Origin of the sequence: Serratia sp. FS14 (assembly GCF_000695995.1) — a bacterium.
GTDB classification, from domain to species: domain Bacteria; phylum Pseudomonadota; class Gammaproteobacteria; order Enterobacterales; family Enterobacteriaceae; genus Serratia; species Serratia nematodiphila.
On the sequence record NZ_CP005927.1, the window covers coordinates 681,661 to 701,338 of the forward strand.

A 19,678-nucleotide genomic window follows, 5' to 3' on the forward strand; every position below is an offset into this window, starting at 1 on the left:
TCGCTCTCCTTAACGTTTGGCTTGCCAGATACGCTGCTGATAATCGCGGATCGAGCGATCCGAGCTGAACATGCCGACGCGCGCGGTGTTAAGGATAGTCCGCCGCGTCCATTCGTCCCGATCGCGATACAGCTCGTCGACCCGGCGCTGCGCCTGGCAGTACGAGGCAAAGTCCGCCAGCACCAGGTAGGGATCGCCGCCTTCCAGCAGGCTGTGCAGCATCATGTCGAACGCGTGCTTGTCGCCGTGGCTGAAGGCACCGCTCGCCAGCTCGTCCAGAATCGCCTTCAGGTGCTTGTCTTTCTTGCGGTAGCTGAGCGGATCGTAACCTTTCGCCACTATCGCCTTCACCTGCTCCACGGTATTGCCGAAGATAAAGATATTGTCTTCGCCCACCTGCTCGGCGATTTCGACGTTGGCGCCGTCCAGCGTGCCGACCGTCAGCGCGCCGTTCAACGCCAGCTTCATGTTGCCGGTGCCGGAGGCCTCTTTGCCGGCGGTGGAGATCTGTTCGGAGATATCCGCCGCCGGGATCATCAATTCGGCCACCGACACACGGTAGTCAGGGATGAACGCCACTTTCAGGCGATCCTTCACCAGCGGATCGTTGTTGATCTTCTCGGCCGCCTGGTTAATGGCGTAGATGATGTTCTTCGCCAGGTAGTAACCCGGCGCCGCCTTGGCGCCGAACAGGAACACGCGCGGCACGATGTCCAGGTTCGGGTTGTCGCGCAGCTGGCGATACAGCGACAGGATATGCAGCAGGTTCAGGTGCTGGCGTTTGTACTCGTGCAGGCGTTTGATCTGCACGTCGAAGATCGCGTCCGGGTCGAGCTTCAACCCCATCACGCCGTGCACGTACTGGGCCAGCGCCACCTTGTTGTCGCGTTTGATCTGCTGATAACGCTGGCGGAACGCCGCGTCGTCAGCGAATTTCTCCAGCCCGCGCAGCGCGTCGAGATCGTTCGCCCACTCCACCTTCAGCGTCTCATCGATCAGGCCCGACAGCGCCGGGTTGCACTGTTTCAGCCAGCGGCGCGGCGTGATGCCGTTGGTGACGTTATGGAATTTATTCGGCCACAGCTGGTGGTATTCCGGGAACAGATCTTTCACCACCAGATCCGAATGCAGCTGCGCCACGCCGTTGACCGCAAAGCCGCTGACCACGCACAGGTTGGCCATGCGCACCTGCTTGTCATGGTGTACAGCCAGTTTGGCCCACACCGCCTCGTCGCCCGGCCAGTGCTTATCCACCAGCTTTTTGAACCTGGCGTTGATCTGTTTGATGATGGAGAAATGGCGCGGCAGCAGGTTGCGCACCAATTTTTCATCCCAGCATTCCAGCGCTTCCGGCATCAGGGTGTGGTTGGTATAGGCGAAGGTGTTGCTGGTGATCGCCCAGGCCGCCTCCCACTCCAACTGGTGCTCGTCCAGCAGAATGCGCAGCATTTCCGGAATCGCGATGGTCGGGTGGGTGTCGTTCAGCTGGATCACTTCATACTTCGGCAGTTCTTCAATCTTGCGGCCGGCCTGATGGTGCTTGCGTAAAATATCCGCCACCGAGCAGGCGCACTGGAAATACTGCTGCATCAGGCGCAGGCGTTTGCCGGCTTGATGGTTGTCGTTCGGGTAGAGCACCTTGGTCAGCTTGTCGGCTTCTACGCCCTGCTTCTCAGCCTGCAGGAACTTGCCGTCGTTGAAATCGCTCAGGTTGAACGGATGCTGATGAGTCGCCTGCCACAGACGCAGCGGCTGCGCCACGCCGTTGCGATACCCCAGAACCGGCAGATCCCAGGCTTCGCCGCGCAGGGTGAAGGCCGGGCGCCACAGTTCGCGGCCGTCGGCCTGCTTTTCCAGCTTGCCGCCGATGCCCACGTCCACCGCCAGCGCGGCGTTGTGGCGGAACCACGGGTAGCTCTTGCGCTGCCAGTTATCCGGCGCCTCTTGCTGCTGCCCATCGCGGAACGACTGGCGGAACAGCCCATACTGATAATTCAGCCCATAGCCGGTGGCCGGTTGTTCCACCGTCGCCATCGAGTCGAGGAAACAGGCCGCCAGCCGCCCCAACCCGCCGTTGCCCAGCGCCGGATCGGTTTCCTGTTCCAGCAGGTCCGCCAGCTTGATGTTCTGCTCGGCCAGCGCCTGCTCGACGGTGTCGTACCAGCCCAGGTTGATCAGGTTGTTCGCCGTCAGCCGACCGATCAGAAACTCCATCGAGATGTAGTTCACGTGACGCAGCGGTTTGGCGCTTTTGCGCGGCGCCGGCTGTGCGGCCAGTTGCTCGGCCAGCGCCGCACTGACGGCTTCCCACCATTGATGTTGCGTCATTTGCTGCGCGGAACTGAGGCCGAACCGTTGCCACTGACGGGCGAGCGCCGCCAGAAAAGCATCCTTCTTGAGCGTAGGCTGTGACATAAGGAAAACTCTCTATCCAGTAAGTGGGTCAAATTGCCGCTATCGTGCCGGTGAGAAAGCCTGACGGCATCATCCCGCCTGGGGATTAGCTGGGGAGGAGGATTGGGGCGTAGCTGGAATTGTGATCTCAGGCACTTTTTGACTCCCTTGCAACGATGCAAAAAAGCCCGCCAACGCGTGCGGCGAGCACTGAGAACGTTAACCCTGACGTTAGCACAAGTATTCGCGCTGCTGAAGTTTTGTCCATGGCCGGAAATGCGATCCGCAACCGTATCGCCATACTCCGACGCCAAACGTAAAAAAGTGTGATCGATAGCAACTTAACTCCAAGCCGATGCGGAAGCTTGTTGCAATACGTTTAGGGTTGGCAGAAGTTAGGGGGAGCTATTAATTACGAACCATAAAATAATTAGCGCCACTCCAATCCCGGCGGGAACCGCGATTTATACCCTGGAATACTATGCTGATCCCATCAAAACTGAGCCGCCCGGTACGGCTGCAAAATACCGTGATCCGCGATCGCCTGCTGGCCAAACTGGCCAGCGCGGGCAACTATCGTCTGACACTGGTCAATTGCCCGGCGGGATACGGGAAAACCACGCTGATCGCCCAATGGGCGGCCGGCAAGGCCGATCTGGGCTGGTATTCCCTGGATGAGAGCGACAACCAGCCGGAGCGCTTCGCCAGCTACCTGATCGCCGCGCTGCAGCAGGCCAGCGGCGGCCGCTGCGTCAAGAGCGAGGCGCTGAGCCAGAAACACCAGTACGCCAGCCTGTCGGCGCTGTTCGCCCAACTGTTTATCGAGCTGGCCGACTGGCATCAGCCGCTGTACCTGGTGATCGACGACTACCACCTGATCACCAACGACGCCATCCATGAAGCCATGCGCTTTTTCCTGCGCCATCAGCCGGAAAACCTGACGCTGATCCTGCTCTCGCGCACTCTGCCGCCGCTCGGCATCGCCAACCTGCGGGTGCGCGATCAGCTGCTGGAAATGGGCACGCAGCAGCTGGCGTTCACCCATCAGGAAGCCAAACAGTTCTTCGATTGCCGCCTGGCGGCGCCGATGGAACAGCAGGACAGCAGCCGCCTGTGCGACGAAGTCGAAGGCTGGGCCACCGCGCTGCAGCTGATCGCGCTGTCGGCCCGCCAATCCGCCTCATCGGCTCAGCTGTCGGCCAAGCGGCTGGCGGGGCTGAACGCCAGTCACCTGTCCGACTATCTGGTGGACGAAGTGCTGGACCACGTCGATGGCGATGCGCGCGCCTTCCTGCTGCGCTGTTCGGTGTTGCGCTCGATGAACGACGCGCTGATCGTGCGGCTGACCGGCGAAGACAACGGCCAGCAACGGCTGGAGGAGCTGGAGCGCCAGGGGCTGTTTATCCACCGCATGGACGACACCGGCGAATGGTTCAACTTCCACCCGCTGTTCGCCTCTTTCCTGCGCCAGCGTTGCCAGTGGGAACTGGCGCTGGAGCTGCCGGGGTTGCACCGCGCCGCCGCCGAAGGCTGGCTGGCGCTGGGGTATCCGGCGGAGGCCATTCACCACGCGCTGGCGGCCAGCGACGTCAGCATGCTGCGCGATATCCTGCTGCAACACGCCTGGTCGCTGTTCCACCACAGCGAACTGGCCTTGCTGGAGGAGTGCCTCAACGCGCTGCCGTATGAGCGCCTGATCCAAAACCCCAAGCTGGCGCTGCTGCAGGCCTGGCTGGCGCAGAGCCAGCACCGCTACAGCGAGGTCAACACCCTGCTGGAGCGCGCCGAGCGCACCATGCGCGAACAGAAAATCGAGATAGACCAAACGCTGCACGCCGAGTTCGACGCCTTGCGCGCCCAGGTGGCGATCAACGCCGGCAAACCGGAAGAAGCCGAGCGGCTGGCGACCGAAGCGTTGAAATTCCTGCCGCTGTCCAGCTACTACAGCCGCATCGTCGCCACCTCGGTGACCGGCGAAGTGCACCACTGCAAGGGCGAACTGGCGCGCGCGCTGCCGATGATGCAGCAAACCGAGCAGATGGCGCGTCGCCATCAGGCGAACCATTACGCGCTCTGGGCGCTGCTGCAGCAAAGCGAAATCCTTATCGCCCAAGGCTTCCTGCAGGCCGCTTACGAAACCCAGGATAAGGCGTTCGAACTGATCCGCGAGCAGCACCTGGAACAGCTGCCGATGCACGAATTTCTGCTGCGCATCCGCGCCCAGATCCTGTGGTCGTGGTCGCGGTTGGACGAAGCGGAAGACGCGGCGCGCGCCGGGCTGAAAATTCTGGCCAACTACCAACCGCAGCAGCAGCTGCAGTGCATCGCCATGTTGGCCAAATGCTCGCTGGCGCGCGGCGATCTGGACAACGCCAATACCCATCTGCAGCGCTGCGAAACCCTGCTGCACGGCGCCCACTATCATCGCGACTGGCTGACCAACACCGACAAGTCGCGGGTGATCCACTGGCAGATGACCGGCGACACCGCCGCCGCCGCCCAGTGGCTGCGCCACACCGAAAAGCCCGGCATGGCGGACAACCACTTCACGCAGGGCCAATGGCGCAACATCGCGCGAGTGCAGATCCTGCTCGGCCAGTATGAAGAGGCCGGCGTGGTGCTGGATGAACTGAACGAAAATGCCCGTCGCCTGCGGCTGGTGAGCGATCTCAACCGCAATCTGCTGCTCAGCAACCAGCTCTACTGGCTGCAAGAGCGCAAGGGCGAAGCGCAGCAGGCGCTGATCGAAGCGCTGTCGCTGGCCAACCGCACCGGCTTTATCAGCCACTTCGTCATCGAGGGCGAAGCGATGGCGCAGCAGCTGCGCCAGCTGATCCAGCTCAACACGCTGCCGGAGCTGGAACAGCATCGCGCCCAGCGTATCTTGCGCGACATCAACCAGCATCATCGGCACAAGTTCGCGCATTTTGACGAGAACTTCGTCGATAAGCTGCTGACCCACCCGCAGGTGCCGGAACTGATCCGCACCAGCCCGCTGACCCAACGCGAATGGCAGGTGCTGGGGCTGATCTATTCCGGTTACAGCAACGACCAGATCGCCGGTGAGCTGGATGTGGCGGCCACCACCATCAAGACGCACATCCGCAACCTGTATCAGAAACTGGGCGTGGCTCATCGCCAGGAGGCGGTGCAGCAGGCGCAGCAACTGCTGAAAATGATGGGGTACGGCGCGTAAAAACCCTGATATCCCTCTGGTCTTAAACGCCGCAGAGTTGGTTACAATAGCGGCGTCCCCCTATTACGAGGCAGTCAGCAGTATGGAACAGTTCGAAGCGATCAACGTTGAGCAGGCGTACACCCGCTGGAAAGAGGGCAGCGCCGCCCTGGTCGACATCCGCGATCCGCAAAGTTTTGAAGCCGGGCATACGCCGGGCGCCTTTCACCTCACCAACGCCACCCTGTCGGCCTTTATGCAACAAAACGACTTCGAGCGGCCGGTGATGGTGATGTGCTACCACGGCAACAGCAGCCGCAGCGCGGCGCAGTACCTGCTGCACCAGGGGTTCGACGCGGTCTACAGTATCGACGGCGGCTTCGAAGCCTGGGCCCGCCAGTATCCGCAAGACGTGGAAACCTCTGCCTGATCCCCGCCGCCCGCCGTGCGTCGGCGGGCTTCCCCTTCGTTTTTATGCGCGTTTTCGCGGGTTTTTCGCAGATCCGTTTGCCAGCGCTCAGGATTTCGACGTTATAATCGGCCGTCAGGGTCGCCGGCGAGCAAGCCGCGGCCAAAATCATTCACTTACGACGGAAGAGCAATGGTTAGAGTAATCGCCATATCCAACCCGCGCCTGGCGCTGGCCTTTGTCGACTATATGGCGACCCAGGGCATCCGGCTTGAGCTGCGCAACAGCGGCGAGGCGGCGGAAATCTGGCTGGCCGACGACGGTCACCTCGAGCAGGTGCAACACGAGCTGCAGCAGTTTCTGGCCGATCCGCTCAACCGCCGTTATCAGGCCGCCAGCTGGCAGACCGGCCATACCGACGCCGGCCTGCATTATCAGAGCGAATCCTACCTGCACACCCTGCGCAGCAAGGCCGGGCCGCTGACGCTCGGCGTGATGGTGCTGTGCATCGCGGTCTATATTCTGATGCAGGCGCTGGGCGACGATACCGTGATGTACTGGCTCTCCTGGCCGCAGGACAGCAGCCAATACACCCAGCTGTGGCGCTGGGTCAGCCATGCGTTCCTGCATTTCTCCCTGCTGCATATCCTGTTTAACCTGATGTGGTGGTGGTATCTCGGCGGCCAGATGGAAAAACGCCTCGGCGCCGGCAAGCTGTTCGTGCTGGCGGTGGTGTCGGCGTTCTTCAGCGGCTGGGCGCAATCGCTGTTCAGCGGCGCGCTGTTCGGCGGGCTGTCGGGCGTGGTCTATGCGCTGATGGGCTATGTCTGGCTGTCGGGCGAACGGGCGCCGGAGCGCGGCCTGATGCTGCCGCGCGGCCTGATGGTGTTCTCGGTGCTGTGGCTGGTGGCCGGATATTTCGATATTTTAGGAATGTCGATCGCCAACGCGGCACACATAGCCGGTTTAGTGTTAGGGTTATTGATGGCATTTTGGGATACGCGTCATCGCGCACACAACGAACAATAACAGCCGGGAGCTATGCCCCAATGGGCATAGCGGGCGTTTTAGGGGATTATCGTGAAGCAAACACAGCGTCATGACGCAATTATCGAGCTGGTGCGCCTGCAGGGTTACGTCAGCACGGAAGAGCTGGTCGAACATTTTGACGTCAGCCCGCAAACGATTCGCCGCGATTTGAATGACCTGGCCGACCAGAACAAGATCCAGCGTCACCACGGCGGCGCGGCGCTGCCTTCCAGCTCGGTCAACGCTGCCTATAACGATCGCAAGGTGATGTGGTCGGAAGAGAAAGCCCGCATCGCGCAGCGCGTCGCCAGCCAGATCCCGGACGGCGCCACGCTGTTCATCGATATCGGCACCACGCCGGAGGCGGTGGCCCATGCGCTGATGAACCACAAGAACCTGCGCGTGGTCACCAACAACCTCAACGTCGCCACCCTGTTGACCGCCAAAGAAGACTTCCGCCTGATCCTGGCCGGCGGCGAAGTGCGCACCCGCGACGGCGGCATCATGGGTGAAGCCACGCTGGACTTCATCTCCCAATTCCGCCTCGATTACGGCATTCTCGGTATCAGCGGCATCGATATGGACGGCTCGCTGCTCGAATTCGACTATCACGAAGTGCGCACCAAACGCGCGATTATCGAAAATTCCCGCTGTGTGATGCTGGTGACCGACCATTCCAAATTCGGCCGCAACGCCATGGTCAACCTGGGCAACATGAACCTGATCGACTACCTGTTTACCGACCAGCTGCCGCCGCCGAGCGTGATGAAAATCATCGAACAGTACGACGTTCAGCTGGAGCTGTGCTGATCCGGCCTTAACCCGCGGGGCGCGCCGCCGCCCCGTTTCATCCCTTTAGCCCTCCTCACCGATAGCCGTTTGCGCGCCCGCGCCATATCCATATTATTTATGTGACTATCATCACCAAACTGTTACCTCTATCACGCCTAAATGTTTTTGTTTGGTTAAGTCTTGGCTTGCTTGTTGGTTTTTGATTACAATCATGAGCGAAAACGAACATGAAAGAGCTATTTCGAACATCTGGAGGAAGATGACGTGGAAACCAAAGACTTGATCGTTATCGGTGGCGGCATCAACGGTGCCGGCATCGCGGCGGATGCTGCCGGGCGCGGGCTGTCGGTACTGCTACTGGAAGCGCAAGACTTGGCCTGTGCTACGTCTTCCGCCAGTTCCAAACTGATCCACGGTGGCCTGCGCTACCTGGAACACTACGAATTCCGTCTGGTGAGCGAAGCGCTGGCCGAACGTGAAGTGCTGCTGAAACTGGCGCCGCACATCGCGTTCCCGATGCGTTTCCGCCTGCCGCACCAGCCGCACCTGCGTCCGGCCTGGATGATCCGCATCGGCCTGTTCCTGTACGATCACCTGGGCAAACGCACCAGCCTGCCGGGCAGCAAGGGTTTGCGCTTTGGACCAGAGTCGGTGCTGAAGCCTGAACTGAAGCGCGGTTTCGAATATTCCGACTGCTGGGTCGACGATGCTCGCCTGGTGGTGCTGAACGCGCAGGAAGTGGAAAAACGCGGCGGCGAAGTGCGCACCCGCACCAAAGTGACCCGCGCATGGCGTGAAAACGGCCTGTGGATGGTGGAAGCGGTCGATATCGACAGCGGCAAAACCTTCACCTGGCGCGCCAAAGGCCTGGTGAACGCCACCGGCCCGTGGGTGAAAAACTTCTTCGACGACGGCCTGAAGCTGAAATCGCCTTACGGCATCCGCCTGATCAAAGGCAGCCACATCGTGGTGCCGCGCGTGCACGATCAGCCGCAGTCTTACATTCTGCAGAACGAAGACCACCGCATCGTGTTCGTGATCCCGTGGAATGACGAATTCTCCATCATCGGCACCACCGACGTGGAGTACAAAGGCGATCCGAAAGACGTGAAGATCGACGAGAACGAAATCGCTTATCTGCTGAAAGTGTACAACGATCACTTCAAGAAGCAGCTGGGCCGCGACGACATCGTCTGGACTTACTCCGGCGTGCGTCCGCTGTGTGACGACGAATCCGATTCACCGCAGGCGATCACCCGCGATTACACGCTGGACGTGCACGACGAGCAGGGCAAAGCGCCGCTGCTGTCGGTGTTCGGCGGCAAGCTGACCACCTACCGCAAGCTGGCCGAACATGCGATGGAAAAACTGGCCCACTACTACCCAGGCTGCGGCCCGGCGTGGACCAAAAACGCCACGCTGCCGGGCGGTGACATCGACGGCGACCGCGACGGTTACGCGGCCAAACTGCGCCGTGCGCACGGCTGGCTGCCGGAAGCCCTGGCGCGCCGTTATGCCCGCACCTACGGCAGCCAGAGCGAGCTGATCCTGGCCGGCGCCAACGGCCTCGCCGATCTGGGCGAAGATTTCGGCCACGGTCTGTATGAAGCCGAGCTGCGCTACCTGACCGAGAAAGAGTGGGTCGTGGAGCTGGACGACGCTATCTGGCGCCGCACCAAGCTGGGCATGTGGCTGGACGAAGCGCAGCAGGCGCGAGTGAAAGCCTGGCTGGCGGAACACGCGAAAACGAAAGCGCTGTCTCTGGCTTCCTGAGCTGCAGCGTAACGAAAAAGGGCCGGTTATCCGGCCCTTTGCTTTTTTCCTCTCTCGCTTTACAGTTTCACCGGCTTAATGTGCCAAATTTCATCCGCGTATTCCTGAATGGTGCGATCGGATGAGAAGTAGCCCATATTGGCGATATTCAGCACCGCGCGCCGCGTCCACTCGTCCTGATTGAGATAGACCTCGTCCACCTTGTCCTGCGTGTCCACATAGCTGCGGTAATCCGCCAACAGCTGATAGTGATCGCCGAGGTTGACCAGCGAGTCGAACAAATTGCCATAGCGTTTCGGCTCTTCCGGGCTGAACACCCCGGTGGCGATCTGCGTCAGCGCCTGATGCAGCTCCGGATCCTGCTCATAGTACTGGCGCGGGTTGTAACCGTTGCGGCGCAGTTCCTCAACCTGCTCGGCGGTATTGCCGAAAATAAAGATATTCTCCTCCCCCACGTGCTCACGCATCTCGACGTTGGCGCCGTCCAGCGTGCCGATGGTCAGCGCGCCGTTCAGCGCGAACTTCATGTTGCTGGTGCCCGAGGCCTCGGTGCCCGCCAGCGAGATCTGTTCCGACAGATCCGCCGCCGGGATAATGATCTGCGCCAGGCTGACGCCATAGTTCGGAATGAACACCACCTTCAGTTGGGTATGCACGCGCGGATCGTTGTTGATCACTTTGGCCACGTCGTTGATCAGACGGATGATCTGCTTGGCGGCATAGTAGGCTGAGGCCGCCTTGCCGGCGAAGATCACCACCCGCGGCACGCGCTCGATGTCCGGGTCAGCCAGCAAACGGTTATACAGCGTGATAACGTGCAGCACGTTGAGCAGCTGCCGTTTGTACTCGTGGATGCGCTTGATTTGCACATCGAACAACGCATCCGGGTTGACCACCACGTTGAGCGTTTTGGCAATGTACAGCGCCAGCCGCTCCTTGTTCTGCCGCTTGGCGCGCTGCACCGCCTGCAGGAAGCTCGGGTAATCGACGTTGGCTTTGATCTCGCTCAGTTGGCTGAGATCGGTGCGCCAGGTTTGACCGATGCAGTCGTCCAGCACCGCCGCCAGCGGCGGATTGGCCAGCGCCAGCCAACGGCGCGGCGTCACCCCGTTGGTTTTGTTGCAGAAACGGGTCGGGAACAGCCGGGCGAAGTCGGCGAACAGCGACTGCACCATCAGTTCGGAATGCAGGGCGGAAACGCCGTTGACCTTGTGGCTGGCCACCACCGCCAGCCAAGCCATGCGCACCCGGCGGCCGTTGGTTTCGTCGATGATCGAGACCCGCGCCAGCAGATCGTTGTCGCCCGGCGCCACTTCCTGCACCATCTTGAGGAAGTGATCGTTGATTTCGAAAATCAGCTGCAGATGGCGCGGCAAGATGCGGCCGAGCATGTCCACCGGCCAGGTCTCCAGCGCCTCGCTCATCAGCGTGTGGTTAGTGTAGGAGAATACCTGCTCCACCACTTCCCAGGCGTCGAGCCACTTGAACTTGTGCTCGTCGATCAGCCGGTGCATCAGCTCCGGAATCGACAACACCGGGTGAGTGTCGTTGAGGTGAATGGCGATCTTGTCCGACAGGTTGTCGAAGGTTTTGTGCATCAGCCAATGGCGATTGAGAATATCCTGCACCGTGGCCGACACCAGGAAATACTCCTGCCGCAGCCGCAGCTCGCGCCCGGACGAGGTCGAATCGTCCGGATAAAGCACGCGCGACACGTTCTCCGAATGGTTTTTATCTTCCACCGCCGCGAAGTAATCGCCCTGGTTGAACTTGCCGAGGTTGATCTCGTTACTGGCCTGCGCGCCCCACAACCGCAGCGTGTTGGTGGCGTCGGTGTCGAAACCGGGGATCACCTGATCGTAGGCGATGGCCACGATTTCTTCGGTCTCCAGCCAGCGGGCCTTGGCCCCCTCCTGCTGCACGCGGCCGCCGAAGCGCACCTTGTAGCGGGTGTTATGGCGCGGAAACTCCCACGGATTGCCGTACTCCAGCCAGTAGTCCGGCGATTCCATCTGTTGGCCGTTGACGATGTTCTGCTTGAACATGCCGTACTCATAGCGAATGCCGTAGCCGCGCCCCGGCAGCGCCAGCGTCGCCAGCGAGTCAAGGAAGCAGGCCGCCAGCCGGCCCAGACCGCCGTTGCCGAGCCCGGGGTCGTTCTCTTCCTCCAGCAGCTCCGCCAGGTTCAGCCCCATCTCGTTCAACGCGTTGTCGATGTCCTGATAAATGCCCATCGACAGCAGCGCGTTCGACAACGTGCGGCCGATCAGAAACTCCATCGACAGGTAATACACCTGCCGCACGTCTTGAGACAGCTGGGCGCGGTTGGAACGCAGCCAGCGCTCCACCATGCGATCGCGTACCGCGAACAGCACGGCGTTCAGCCAATCGTGCCGGTTGGCGATGGCCGGATCCTTGCCGACGATAAACATCAGCTTATAGGCGATGGAGTGTTTCAGCGCTTCCACACTGACCGTAGGTGAGGTGTAACTAAACGGTGAAGTCATGGCTTTTTAATCCCTTGTAGGGAGCCCCGCCATTCGCCGCGGAATAGCGGGCTCCGCTGAACATGGACGCGGCACGCCGCGCCCCGACAATCTACCCTTACGGCTGCCCGCCGCGCGTCAACCCGAAACGCGAAACGCGGGCTACAAGCGTTGATAAAGCGATAAATACTCTTTCGCCGCCACCGGCCAGCCGAAGTCCACGCTCATGGCGTGGCGCTGAACGTGGCGCCAGTGTTTCGGCCGGCTCCACAGCACCATGGCGCGGCGGATGGCGTTGCCCAGCGCGATGGCGTCGCAATCGTCGAACACGAATCCGCTGGCGGTGCCGTCGGCCAGGTTCTCCAGCGCGCAGTCCACCACCGTGTCCGCCAGCCCGCCGGTACGGCGCACCAGCGGCAGCGTGCCGTATTTCAGGCCGTAGAGCTGGGTCAGGCCGCAGGGCTCGAAGCGGCTCGGCACCAAAATGACGTCGGCGCCGCCGATGATGCGGTGGGAGAAGGATTCGTGATAACCGATCTGCACGCCGACCTGTTCAGGGTAGTCGGCGGCGGCGGCCAGAAACGCCTGTTGCAGCACCGCATCGCCGGCGCCCAGCAGCGCCAGCTGCCCGCCCTGCGCCAGCAGTTCAGGCAACGCCTGCAGCACCAGATCGAGGCCTTTCTGGCTGGTCAATCGGCTCACTACCGCGAACACCGGCAGTGATTCGTCCACCTTCAGCCCCATGGCCTTTTGCAGATGCAGCTTGTTTTTGACCTTGCTTTTCAGATCGTCGGCGTCATAGCGGGCGCTCAGCCGCGGGTCGTGGGCCGGATCCCAAATCTTGTCGTCCACCCCGTTGAGGATGCCGCTCAGCCTGCCCTGCCGCTGCCGCTCCTGCAGCAGCCCCTCCATGCCGTAGCCGAACTCCGGCCGGGTGATCTCACGCGCATAGGTCGGGCTGACGGCGGTCACGTGGTCGGCATAAAACAGCCCGGCCTTGAGGAACGACATCTGGCCGTAGAACTCCAGGCCATAGACGTTGTAGAACGACGCCGGCAGCCACAGCTCGGTCACGTGATGGGCGGAGAACAGCCCTTGATAGGCCAGGTTATGCACCGTGAACACCGAACGCGCCGGGTGGCCGTTGGCGGCCAGATAGGCGCAGCTAAGACCGGCGTGCCAGTCGTGGGCATGCACCAGCTGCGGGCGCCAGTAGCGATCCAGCCCCTTGGCCAGCTCGCAGGCCATCCAGCCCAGCAGCGCAAAGCGGCGGTGGTTGTCGGGGTAGGCATACATGGACTGATCGTGGTACGGGCTGCCCGGCCGGTCATACAGCCAGGGCGCATCGATGAGATAGATGCCCACACCATGGTAGGTGCCGTAACGCAGGCCAACCCGGCCGGCGAACGAGTCGATTTCCGCCACCAGCACGGTGTCAGGTATGCCGTTGCGTACGTCAGGAAAAGCGGGCAATAGCACCCGAACATCGGCGCCTTCGGCGATTTGCGCCGCCGGCAGCGCGCCAACCACGTCTGCGAGTCCGCCCGTTTTCAGCAGGGGGAACATTTCAGAACATACGTGTAAGACCTGCATTATCACTCCTGAAAGTCGGCCGAAGGCCTCTGGATAAGAAATAAAGCAGGCTTGCCGCTGTTATGTGTGCCGCGTTGCGCAAGCCATCGAACCGTTCATCGGGCGGCAGGCTATCGTTCTGCCCCCACGTTAACTCACAATTTTGACAACATTTCGCGCGTCACCAGCACGATGCCGCCTTCCGAGCGATAGAAACGCTTGCTGTCCTCATCGGCGTTTTCCCCGATCACCATGCCCTCCGGAATGTGGCAGGCGCGGTCGATGATGCAGCGCCGCAGGCGGCAGGAACGGCCGACGTTCACGTCCGGCAACAATACGGTAGAGTCGATGGTGCAAAACGAGTTCACTCGCACGCGCGGGAACAGCACCGAATGCACCACCACCGATCCGGACACGATGCAACCGCCGGACACCAGCGAGTTCATGGTCATGCCGTGGCTGCCGGAGCGATCCTGCACAAACTTGGCCGGCGGCAGCGGTTCCATGTGGGTGCGGATCGGCCAGGCGCGGTCGTACATGTCCAGCTCCGGCGTCACCGACGCCAGATCGAGATTGGCGCGCCAGTAGGCGTCCAGCGTGCCCACGTCGCGCCAGTACGGCGGCAGATCGGGGTTGGACGTCACGCAGGACAAGGTAAACGGATGCGCCCACGCCGCCTGCTGCGCGGTGATTTTCGGGATCAGATCCTTGCCGAAATCGTGGCTGGAGCCGGGGGTCGACATATCCTCTTCCAGCAGCTGGAACAGGTAGGCGGCATTAAAAATATAGATGCCCATGCTGGCCAGCGACATATCCGGGTTGCCCGGCATCGCCGGCGGATCGGCGGGCTTTTCCAGAAACTCGATGATACGGTCGCTTTCATCCACCTTCATCACGCCGAATTCGCCGGCTTCGCTGCGCGGCACCGGCAGGCAGGCCACGGTGCACTGAGCGCCTTTCTCGACGTGATCGATCAGCATGCGCGAATAATCCATCTTGTAGATGTGATCGCCCGCCAGGATCACCACGTATTCGGCCTCGTAGCGGCGGATGATATCCAGGTTCTGGTACACCGCGTCGGCGGTGCCCTTGTACCAATGCTCGGTGCTGAGGCGCTGCTGGGCCGGCAGCAGATCGACGAACTCGTTCATCTCCTCGTTGAGGAACGACCAGCCGCGCTGAATGTGCTGCACCAGCGTGTGCGACTGGTATTGGGTGATCACGCCGATGCGGCGGATGCCGGAGTTCAGGCAGTTCGACAAGGCGAAATCGATGATGCGGAATTTGCCGCCAAAGTGGACGGCGGGCTTGGCGCGGGTGGAGGTCAAATCTTTCAAACGTGAGCCGCGGCCGCCGGCCAGGATCAGCGCTACGGATTTAATCGGCAACTGGCGCGCCAACATCAGGGGGTCTTTATTTTCAAACCTAACCATAGCGGACTCCTTTTATTATTTCCGTACCAGAACGCAAAGCGAGCGCGCGGCCTGGTGCCAGGCGGGCAATACCGCCCGTGAGTCTTCCTGAGTGAACGGGGCGACAACCTGCCAATCGCCTTCCGGCAACCTCATCTCCGTCGTTTGCGGCGTGGCGTTGACCAGCAACAGCCAGCGCTGCGACAGCAGGATCTGCATGAGCAGCTCGCCCCGCTCCCACTGCTGCGCGTCGAGCGGCAGGCCTTGCGCGTTCAGCCACTGCACGCTGCCGTCGTCCTGCTGCCACCAGCGGTCCTGCTGCAGCGCGGGGATCTGGCGGCGCAGCGCGATCAGCGCCGCGACGTAATCGGTCAGCGCGTCATCCGCCGTGGCCCAATCGAGCCAGGTGGTGGCGTTGTCCTGACAATAGGCATTGTTGTTCCCCTGCTGGCTGTGTCCCTGTTCATCGCCGGCCAGCAGCATCGGCGTGCCCTGGGACAGCAATAGCGTGGCGAGCATCGCCCGCTGGCTGGCCCTGCGGCGTTGCACAATGGCGTCGTCGGCGACCAGGCCTTCCACGCCGTGGTTGTTGCTGAAATTGCGATCGCTGCCGTCGCGGTTGCCCTCACCGTTCGGCTGATTGTGTTTCTCGTTGAAGCTGACCACGTCCTGCAGGGTAAAACCGTCATGGGCGGTCAGCATGTTGACGGTGGCGTAAGGCGCCCGCCCGCGCTGGTTGTACAGATCGCTGGAAGCGGCAAAACGCCGGGCGAACTGGCCAAGCGACACGCCGCTCTGCAGCCAGAAACGGCGCATGTCGTCGCGGTAATGATCGTTCCATTCGGCGAAGCGGCCGGGAAATGCCCCCACCTGATAGCCGCCGGGACCAATGTCCCAGGGTTCGGCGATCAGCTTGCAACGCGACAGCAGATCGTCCGCCAGCATCGCCTGGAACAGCGGCGCATCGCGATCGAACCCCGGCGTGCGGCCCAGCACGCTGCCCAGATCGAAGCGGAAGCCGTCGACGTGGCACTCCCGCACCCAAAAATGCAGGCAATCCATCACCCAGGCTACGCCCTGCGGCTGATCCAACCGCAGGGTGTTGCCGCAGCCGGTGTCGTTGACGTAATCCCCTTCGGGCGTCAGCCAGTAGTAACTCAGATTATCGATGCCGCTCAGCGACAGCATCGGCCCATCCCTGTCCAGCTCGGCGCTGTGGTTGAACACCACGTCAAGGATCACCTCAATGCCGGCTTGGTGCAGCGCCTTAACCGCATCGCGAAATTCGTTGAGCGGCGTGGCATCGGTGCTCAGGCTGGCGTAGCGGTTGTCCGGCGCATAGGGCGCCAGCACGTTATAGCCCCAGTAGTTGATCAGCCCCAGCCGCTGCAAGCGCGGCTCGGAGGTATGCTGTTGCACCGGCAGCAGTTCCAGCGCGGTGATGCCAAGGCGTTTGAAGTGGGCGATCATCGCCGGGTGCCCCAGCGCGGCGAAACTGCCGCGCAGCGCCGGCGGGATTAGCGGGTGCAGCAGCGTCAGGCCGCGCACGTGGGCTTCGTAAATCACCGTCTGCCCCCAGGGCGTGGCGGGCGGGCGATCGTCCTGCCAGTCATACTGTTCGTCCACCACCACGCACTTCGGCATCAGCTCGGCGCTGTCGTGCGGATCCGGCTGCTCGTAACCGCCGTGCAGGTGCGGGTGGTCCGCCACCGGCCCTTCCACCGCGCGCGCGGCCGGATCGAGCGCCAGCTTGTTGGGGTTGAAGCGCTGCCCGTTCGCCGGATCAAACGGGCCGTAGACCCGATAGCCGTAACGTTGCCCCGGCCTGCCGCCCGGCAAATAGCCATGCCAGATATCGCCGCTGCGCGCCGGCAGCGGCAGGCGCACTTCGCGCTGCTGGCCGTCGAACAGGCACAGCTCCACCCGCTCGGCATGCGCCGAATACAGGGTAAAATTGATGCCTTCGCCGTCATACTGCGCGCCCAGCGGCGCGGCGAGGCCGGCCGTCAGCTCGGTCATGGCGCCTCCCGCAGCAGATAAATGGTCGACAATGGCGGCAACGTCACGCTGATAGAGAAATCGCGGCCATGGCTGCCGACCGCTTCGGAAGAGACCCGCCCCTGATTACCGGCGTTGCTGCCGTGATAGTGGTGCGAATCGGTATTGAGGATCTCGCGGTAGTCACCGGCGCGCGAGAGGCCGATGCGGTAGCGGTAGCGCGGCACCGGGGTAAAATTGCTGATGGCGATCAGCTCATTGCCCTGCGAATCGTAGCGCGCGAAGGCGAACACCGAGTTATCGTGATCGTCGACCACCAGCCACTCGAAGCCATCCGGGAAGTAGTCGCGCTCATACAGCGGCGCCTGCTGCCGGTAGCAGTGGTTCAGATCGCGCACCAGCCGCTGCACGCCGTTATGCCAGTTATCCAGCCCTTCCAATAAATGCCAGTCGAGGCTGGTATCGAAATTCCACTCGCGCCCTTGCGCGAACTCGCAGCCCATAAACAGCAGCTTTTTGCCCGGATGCGCCCACATAAAGCCGTAATAGGCGCGCAGGTTGGCGAACTTTTGCCAGGCATCGCCCGGCATACGGTCGAGGATCGATTTTTTGCCGTGCACCACTTCATCGTGCGAGATAGGCAATACGAAGTTCTCGGTATAGGCGTACAGCATGCCGAAGGTCATCTGGTTGTGGTGATACTTGCGGTGCACCGGATCGCACTTCATATAATTGAGCGTGTCGTGCATCCAGCCGAGGTTCCATTTGTAATGGAACCCCAGGCCGTTGGCATCCGGCGGCAGGGTGACGCCGGGATAGTCGGTGGACTCCTCCGCCAGCGTCACCGCGCCCGGCTGCGCCTGGCCGATAGTCTGGTTGGTATAACGCAGGAAGGCGATGGCCTCCAGATTCTCGTTGCCGCCGTAGTAATTCGGCACCCACTCGCCGTCGGCGCGGCTGTAATCGCGATAGATCATCGACGCCACCGCATCGACCCGCAGCGCGTCGATGCCGAAACGCTCCAGCCAATACAGCGCGTTGCCCGCCAGGTAGTTGCGTACCTCGTGACGACCGTAGTTGTAGATCAGGGTATTCCAGTCCTGATGGTAGCCCTCGCGCGGATCGGCGTACTCGTACAGCGCAGTGCCGTCGAAATTCGCCAGGCCGTAGGCGTCGCTCGGGAAGTGCCCCGGCACCCAGTCGAGGATCACGTTGATGCCCGCCTCATGCGCCGCCGCCACAAACGCCCTGAAGTCGGCCGGCGTGCCGAAGCGCCGGGTCGGCGCATACAGCCCCAGCGGCTGATAGCCCCAGCTGCCGTCGAACGGGTGCTCGTTGATCGGCAGCAGCTCGATATGGGTGAATCCCATGTCCTTCACATAATCGATCAGCTGCACCGCCAGCTCGCCGTAGCTGAGCCAGAAGTGGTTGTCAGTGTGGCGGCGCCATGAGCCGAGATGCACCTCGTAGATGGCGATCGGCTGGTCAAAATCGTTGGCGCGGCGGCGCGCCGGCGTCGACGGCACCACCTCCGGCAGCGGCGCCACCAACGAGGCGGTATCCGGGCGCATCTGCGCCTCGAAGGCGTAAGGATCGGCTTTCAACTGAGTATTGCCGTAGCAATCGACGATTTCATATTTGTACAGCTGGCCGGCCTGCACGCCGGGCAAGAACAGCTCCCAGATGCCGTTTTCACGCCGCAGACGCATCGGGTGGCGGCGGCCGTCCCAGAAGTTGAATTCCCCCACCACCGAAACACGCTGGGCGTTGGGCGCCCAGACCGCAAAGCTGACGCCGTCGATGCCATCCAGCGTGACGAGGTGGGCGCCCAGCCGTTCGTAGGGGCGCAAATGCGTACCCTCAGCCAATAGCCAACTGTCGATATCCTGCAGCAGTGGGCCGAACCGGTAGGGATCGTCGACGATCTGTTGATGATCGCGCCAGCTGACCTGCAGCTGATAGCGGAAAGGATTTTTGCGCCGCGGCACTACCGCGCTGAAGAAACCGCGCGGATCGTCGCAGTTCAGCTGCACCAGCCGCCGGCCGGTTTGCTGTTCCACCAGCCAGACTGCGCCGGCGTCCGGCAGCAGCGCGCGCACCTGCAGACCGTTATCGGTCGCATGCATGCCAAGCAGAGCGAAGGGATCGGCGTAATGGCCGGCGATGATCTGATCAATCACGTCACGATCGGGAAGTACAGGCATAGTCTTCTTCCTTAGATTAACAGCATGATCTAAGCACGGCTTGTTGATTATTCCTTGGCCGTTTTGGTCATCATGCAATGCATTCGGACTCTAAAGCGTGATTGCGGTCGGTTATTGACCAATCTTTACTCTGCCGACCTGAATTTCGCTCTTTATGCTTATTTTTTGAAATATTTCAGTCATGGTGAAAAATTGTCCACCCATGCGTTAAGCATAGCCAATGTCTGTTAAAAACTGCTCAGCATTGCTCAGGAAAATTCTTCATTAAGAAAACTGCCAGCCTGGCGGCGTTTGCATGCGGCGGCTGACGAGGAGATAGGCGGGATCCCGCCCATTGAAACGAGGCTGGCGATGACGCTGCCCGACGCGATGCGCGGCGAACAAAAAAGCGGAAAATAAGGCATTAGGGGGCTGAAAGCAGCCAGCCCCCTGGA

11 protein-coding genes are annotated in these 19,678 nt (G+C 61.5%); 5 read left to right on the plus strand and 6 right to left on the minus strand.

Going from position 1 to position 19,678, the window contains the following annotated elements:
- Positions 1-9: 9 nt before the first annotated feature.
- Positions 10-2,415, minus strand: a complete 2,406-nt coding sequence (gene malP, locus L085_RS03220) for a maltodextrin phosphorylase (RefSeq protein WP_044030019.1) — start codon at positions 2,413-2,415, stop codon at positions 10-12.
- A gap of 460 nt (positions 2,416-2,875) precedes the next feature.
- On the opposite strand from malP, the gene malT reads away from it, so the two are divergent.
- The 5 genes from malT (at position 2,876) to glpD (ending at position 9,572) form a co-directional block, all read left to right on the plus strand.
- Positions 2,876-5,590, plus strand: a complete 2,715-nt coding sequence (malT, locus tag L085_RS03225) for an HTH-type transcriptional regulator MalT (protein ID WP_044030020.1) — start codon at positions 2,876-2,878, stop codon at positions 5,588-5,590.
- A gap of 82 nt (positions 5,591-5,672) precedes the next feature.
- A complete protein-coding gene (gene glpE / locus L085_RS03230) occupies positions 5,673-5,999 on the plus strand; it encodes a thiosulfate sulfurtransferase GlpE (RefSeq protein WP_004930790.1) in 327 nt (108 codons plus the stop codon).
- Positions 6,000-6,170: 171 nt separating this feature from the next.
- Positions 6,171-7,007 (plus strand): rhomboid family intramembrane serine protease GlpG, encoded by an 837-nt coding sequence (gene glpG, locus L085_RS03235; RefSeq protein ID WP_015379321.1) that lies wholly within the window; start codon positions 6,171-6,173, stop codon positions 7,005-7,007.
- Positions 7,008-7,058: 51 nt separating this feature from the next.
- Complete coding sequence (locus tag L085_RS03240) at positions 7,059-7,817, plus strand: DeoR/GlpR family transcriptional regulator (protein ID WP_004930797.1); 759 nt, start codon at positions 7,059-7,061, stop codon at positions 7,815-7,817.
- A gap of 246 nt (positions 7,818-8,063) precedes the next feature.
- Positions 8,064-9,572, plus strand: a complete 1,509-nt coding sequence (gene glpD, locus L085_RS03245; protein WP_004930801.1) for a glycerol-3-phosphate dehydrogenase — start codon at positions 8,064-8,066, stop codon at positions 9,570-9,572.
- 59 nt (positions 9,573-9,631) lie between these two features.
- On the opposite strand, the gene glgP is transcribed toward glpD, so the two are convergent.
- The 5 genes from glgP to glgB form a co-directional block, all read right to left on the minus strand.
- Complete coding sequence (gene glgP, locus L085_RS03250; RefSeq protein ID WP_044030023.1) at positions 9,632-12,079, minus strand: glycogen phosphorylase; 2,448 nt, start codon at positions 12,077-12,079, stop codon at positions 9,632-9,634.
- A gap of 141 nt (positions 12,080-12,220) precedes the next feature.
- The gene (gene glgA / locus L085_RS03255) at positions 12,221-13,651 is read right to left on the minus strand and encodes a glycogen synthase GlgA (protein ID WP_044030024.1); all 1,431 of its coding nucleotides are present in this window, start codon (positions 13,649-13,651) and stop codon (positions 12,221-12,223) included.
- Positions 13,652-13,785: 134 nt separating this feature from the next.
- On the minus strand, positions 13,786-15,063 hold the full coding sequence (gene glgC, locus L085_RS03260) for a glucose-1-phosphate adenylyltransferase (RefSeq protein WP_004930810.1): 1,278 nt from the start codon (positions 15,061-15,063) through the stop codon (positions 13,786-13,788).
- A 15-nt stretch (positions 15,064-15,078) separates the two neighbouring features.
- Positions 15,079-17,061, minus strand: a complete 1,983-nt coding sequence (gene glgX / locus L085_RS03265) for a glycogen debranching protein GlgX (RefSeq protein WP_044030026.1) — start codon at positions 17,059-17,061, stop codon at positions 15,079-15,081.
- Positions 17,058-19,244 carry a 1,4-alpha-glucan branching enzyme gene (gene glgB / locus L085_RS03270; RefSeq protein ID WP_044030027.1) on the minus strand — a complete coding sequence of 729 codons (2,187 nt, stop codon included), beginning with the start codon at positions 19,242-19,244 and terminating at the stop codon, positions 17,058-17,060. Before glgB ends, glgX begins: the two co-directional genes overlap by 4 nt.
- Positions 19,245-19,678: the final 434 nt, after the last annotated feature.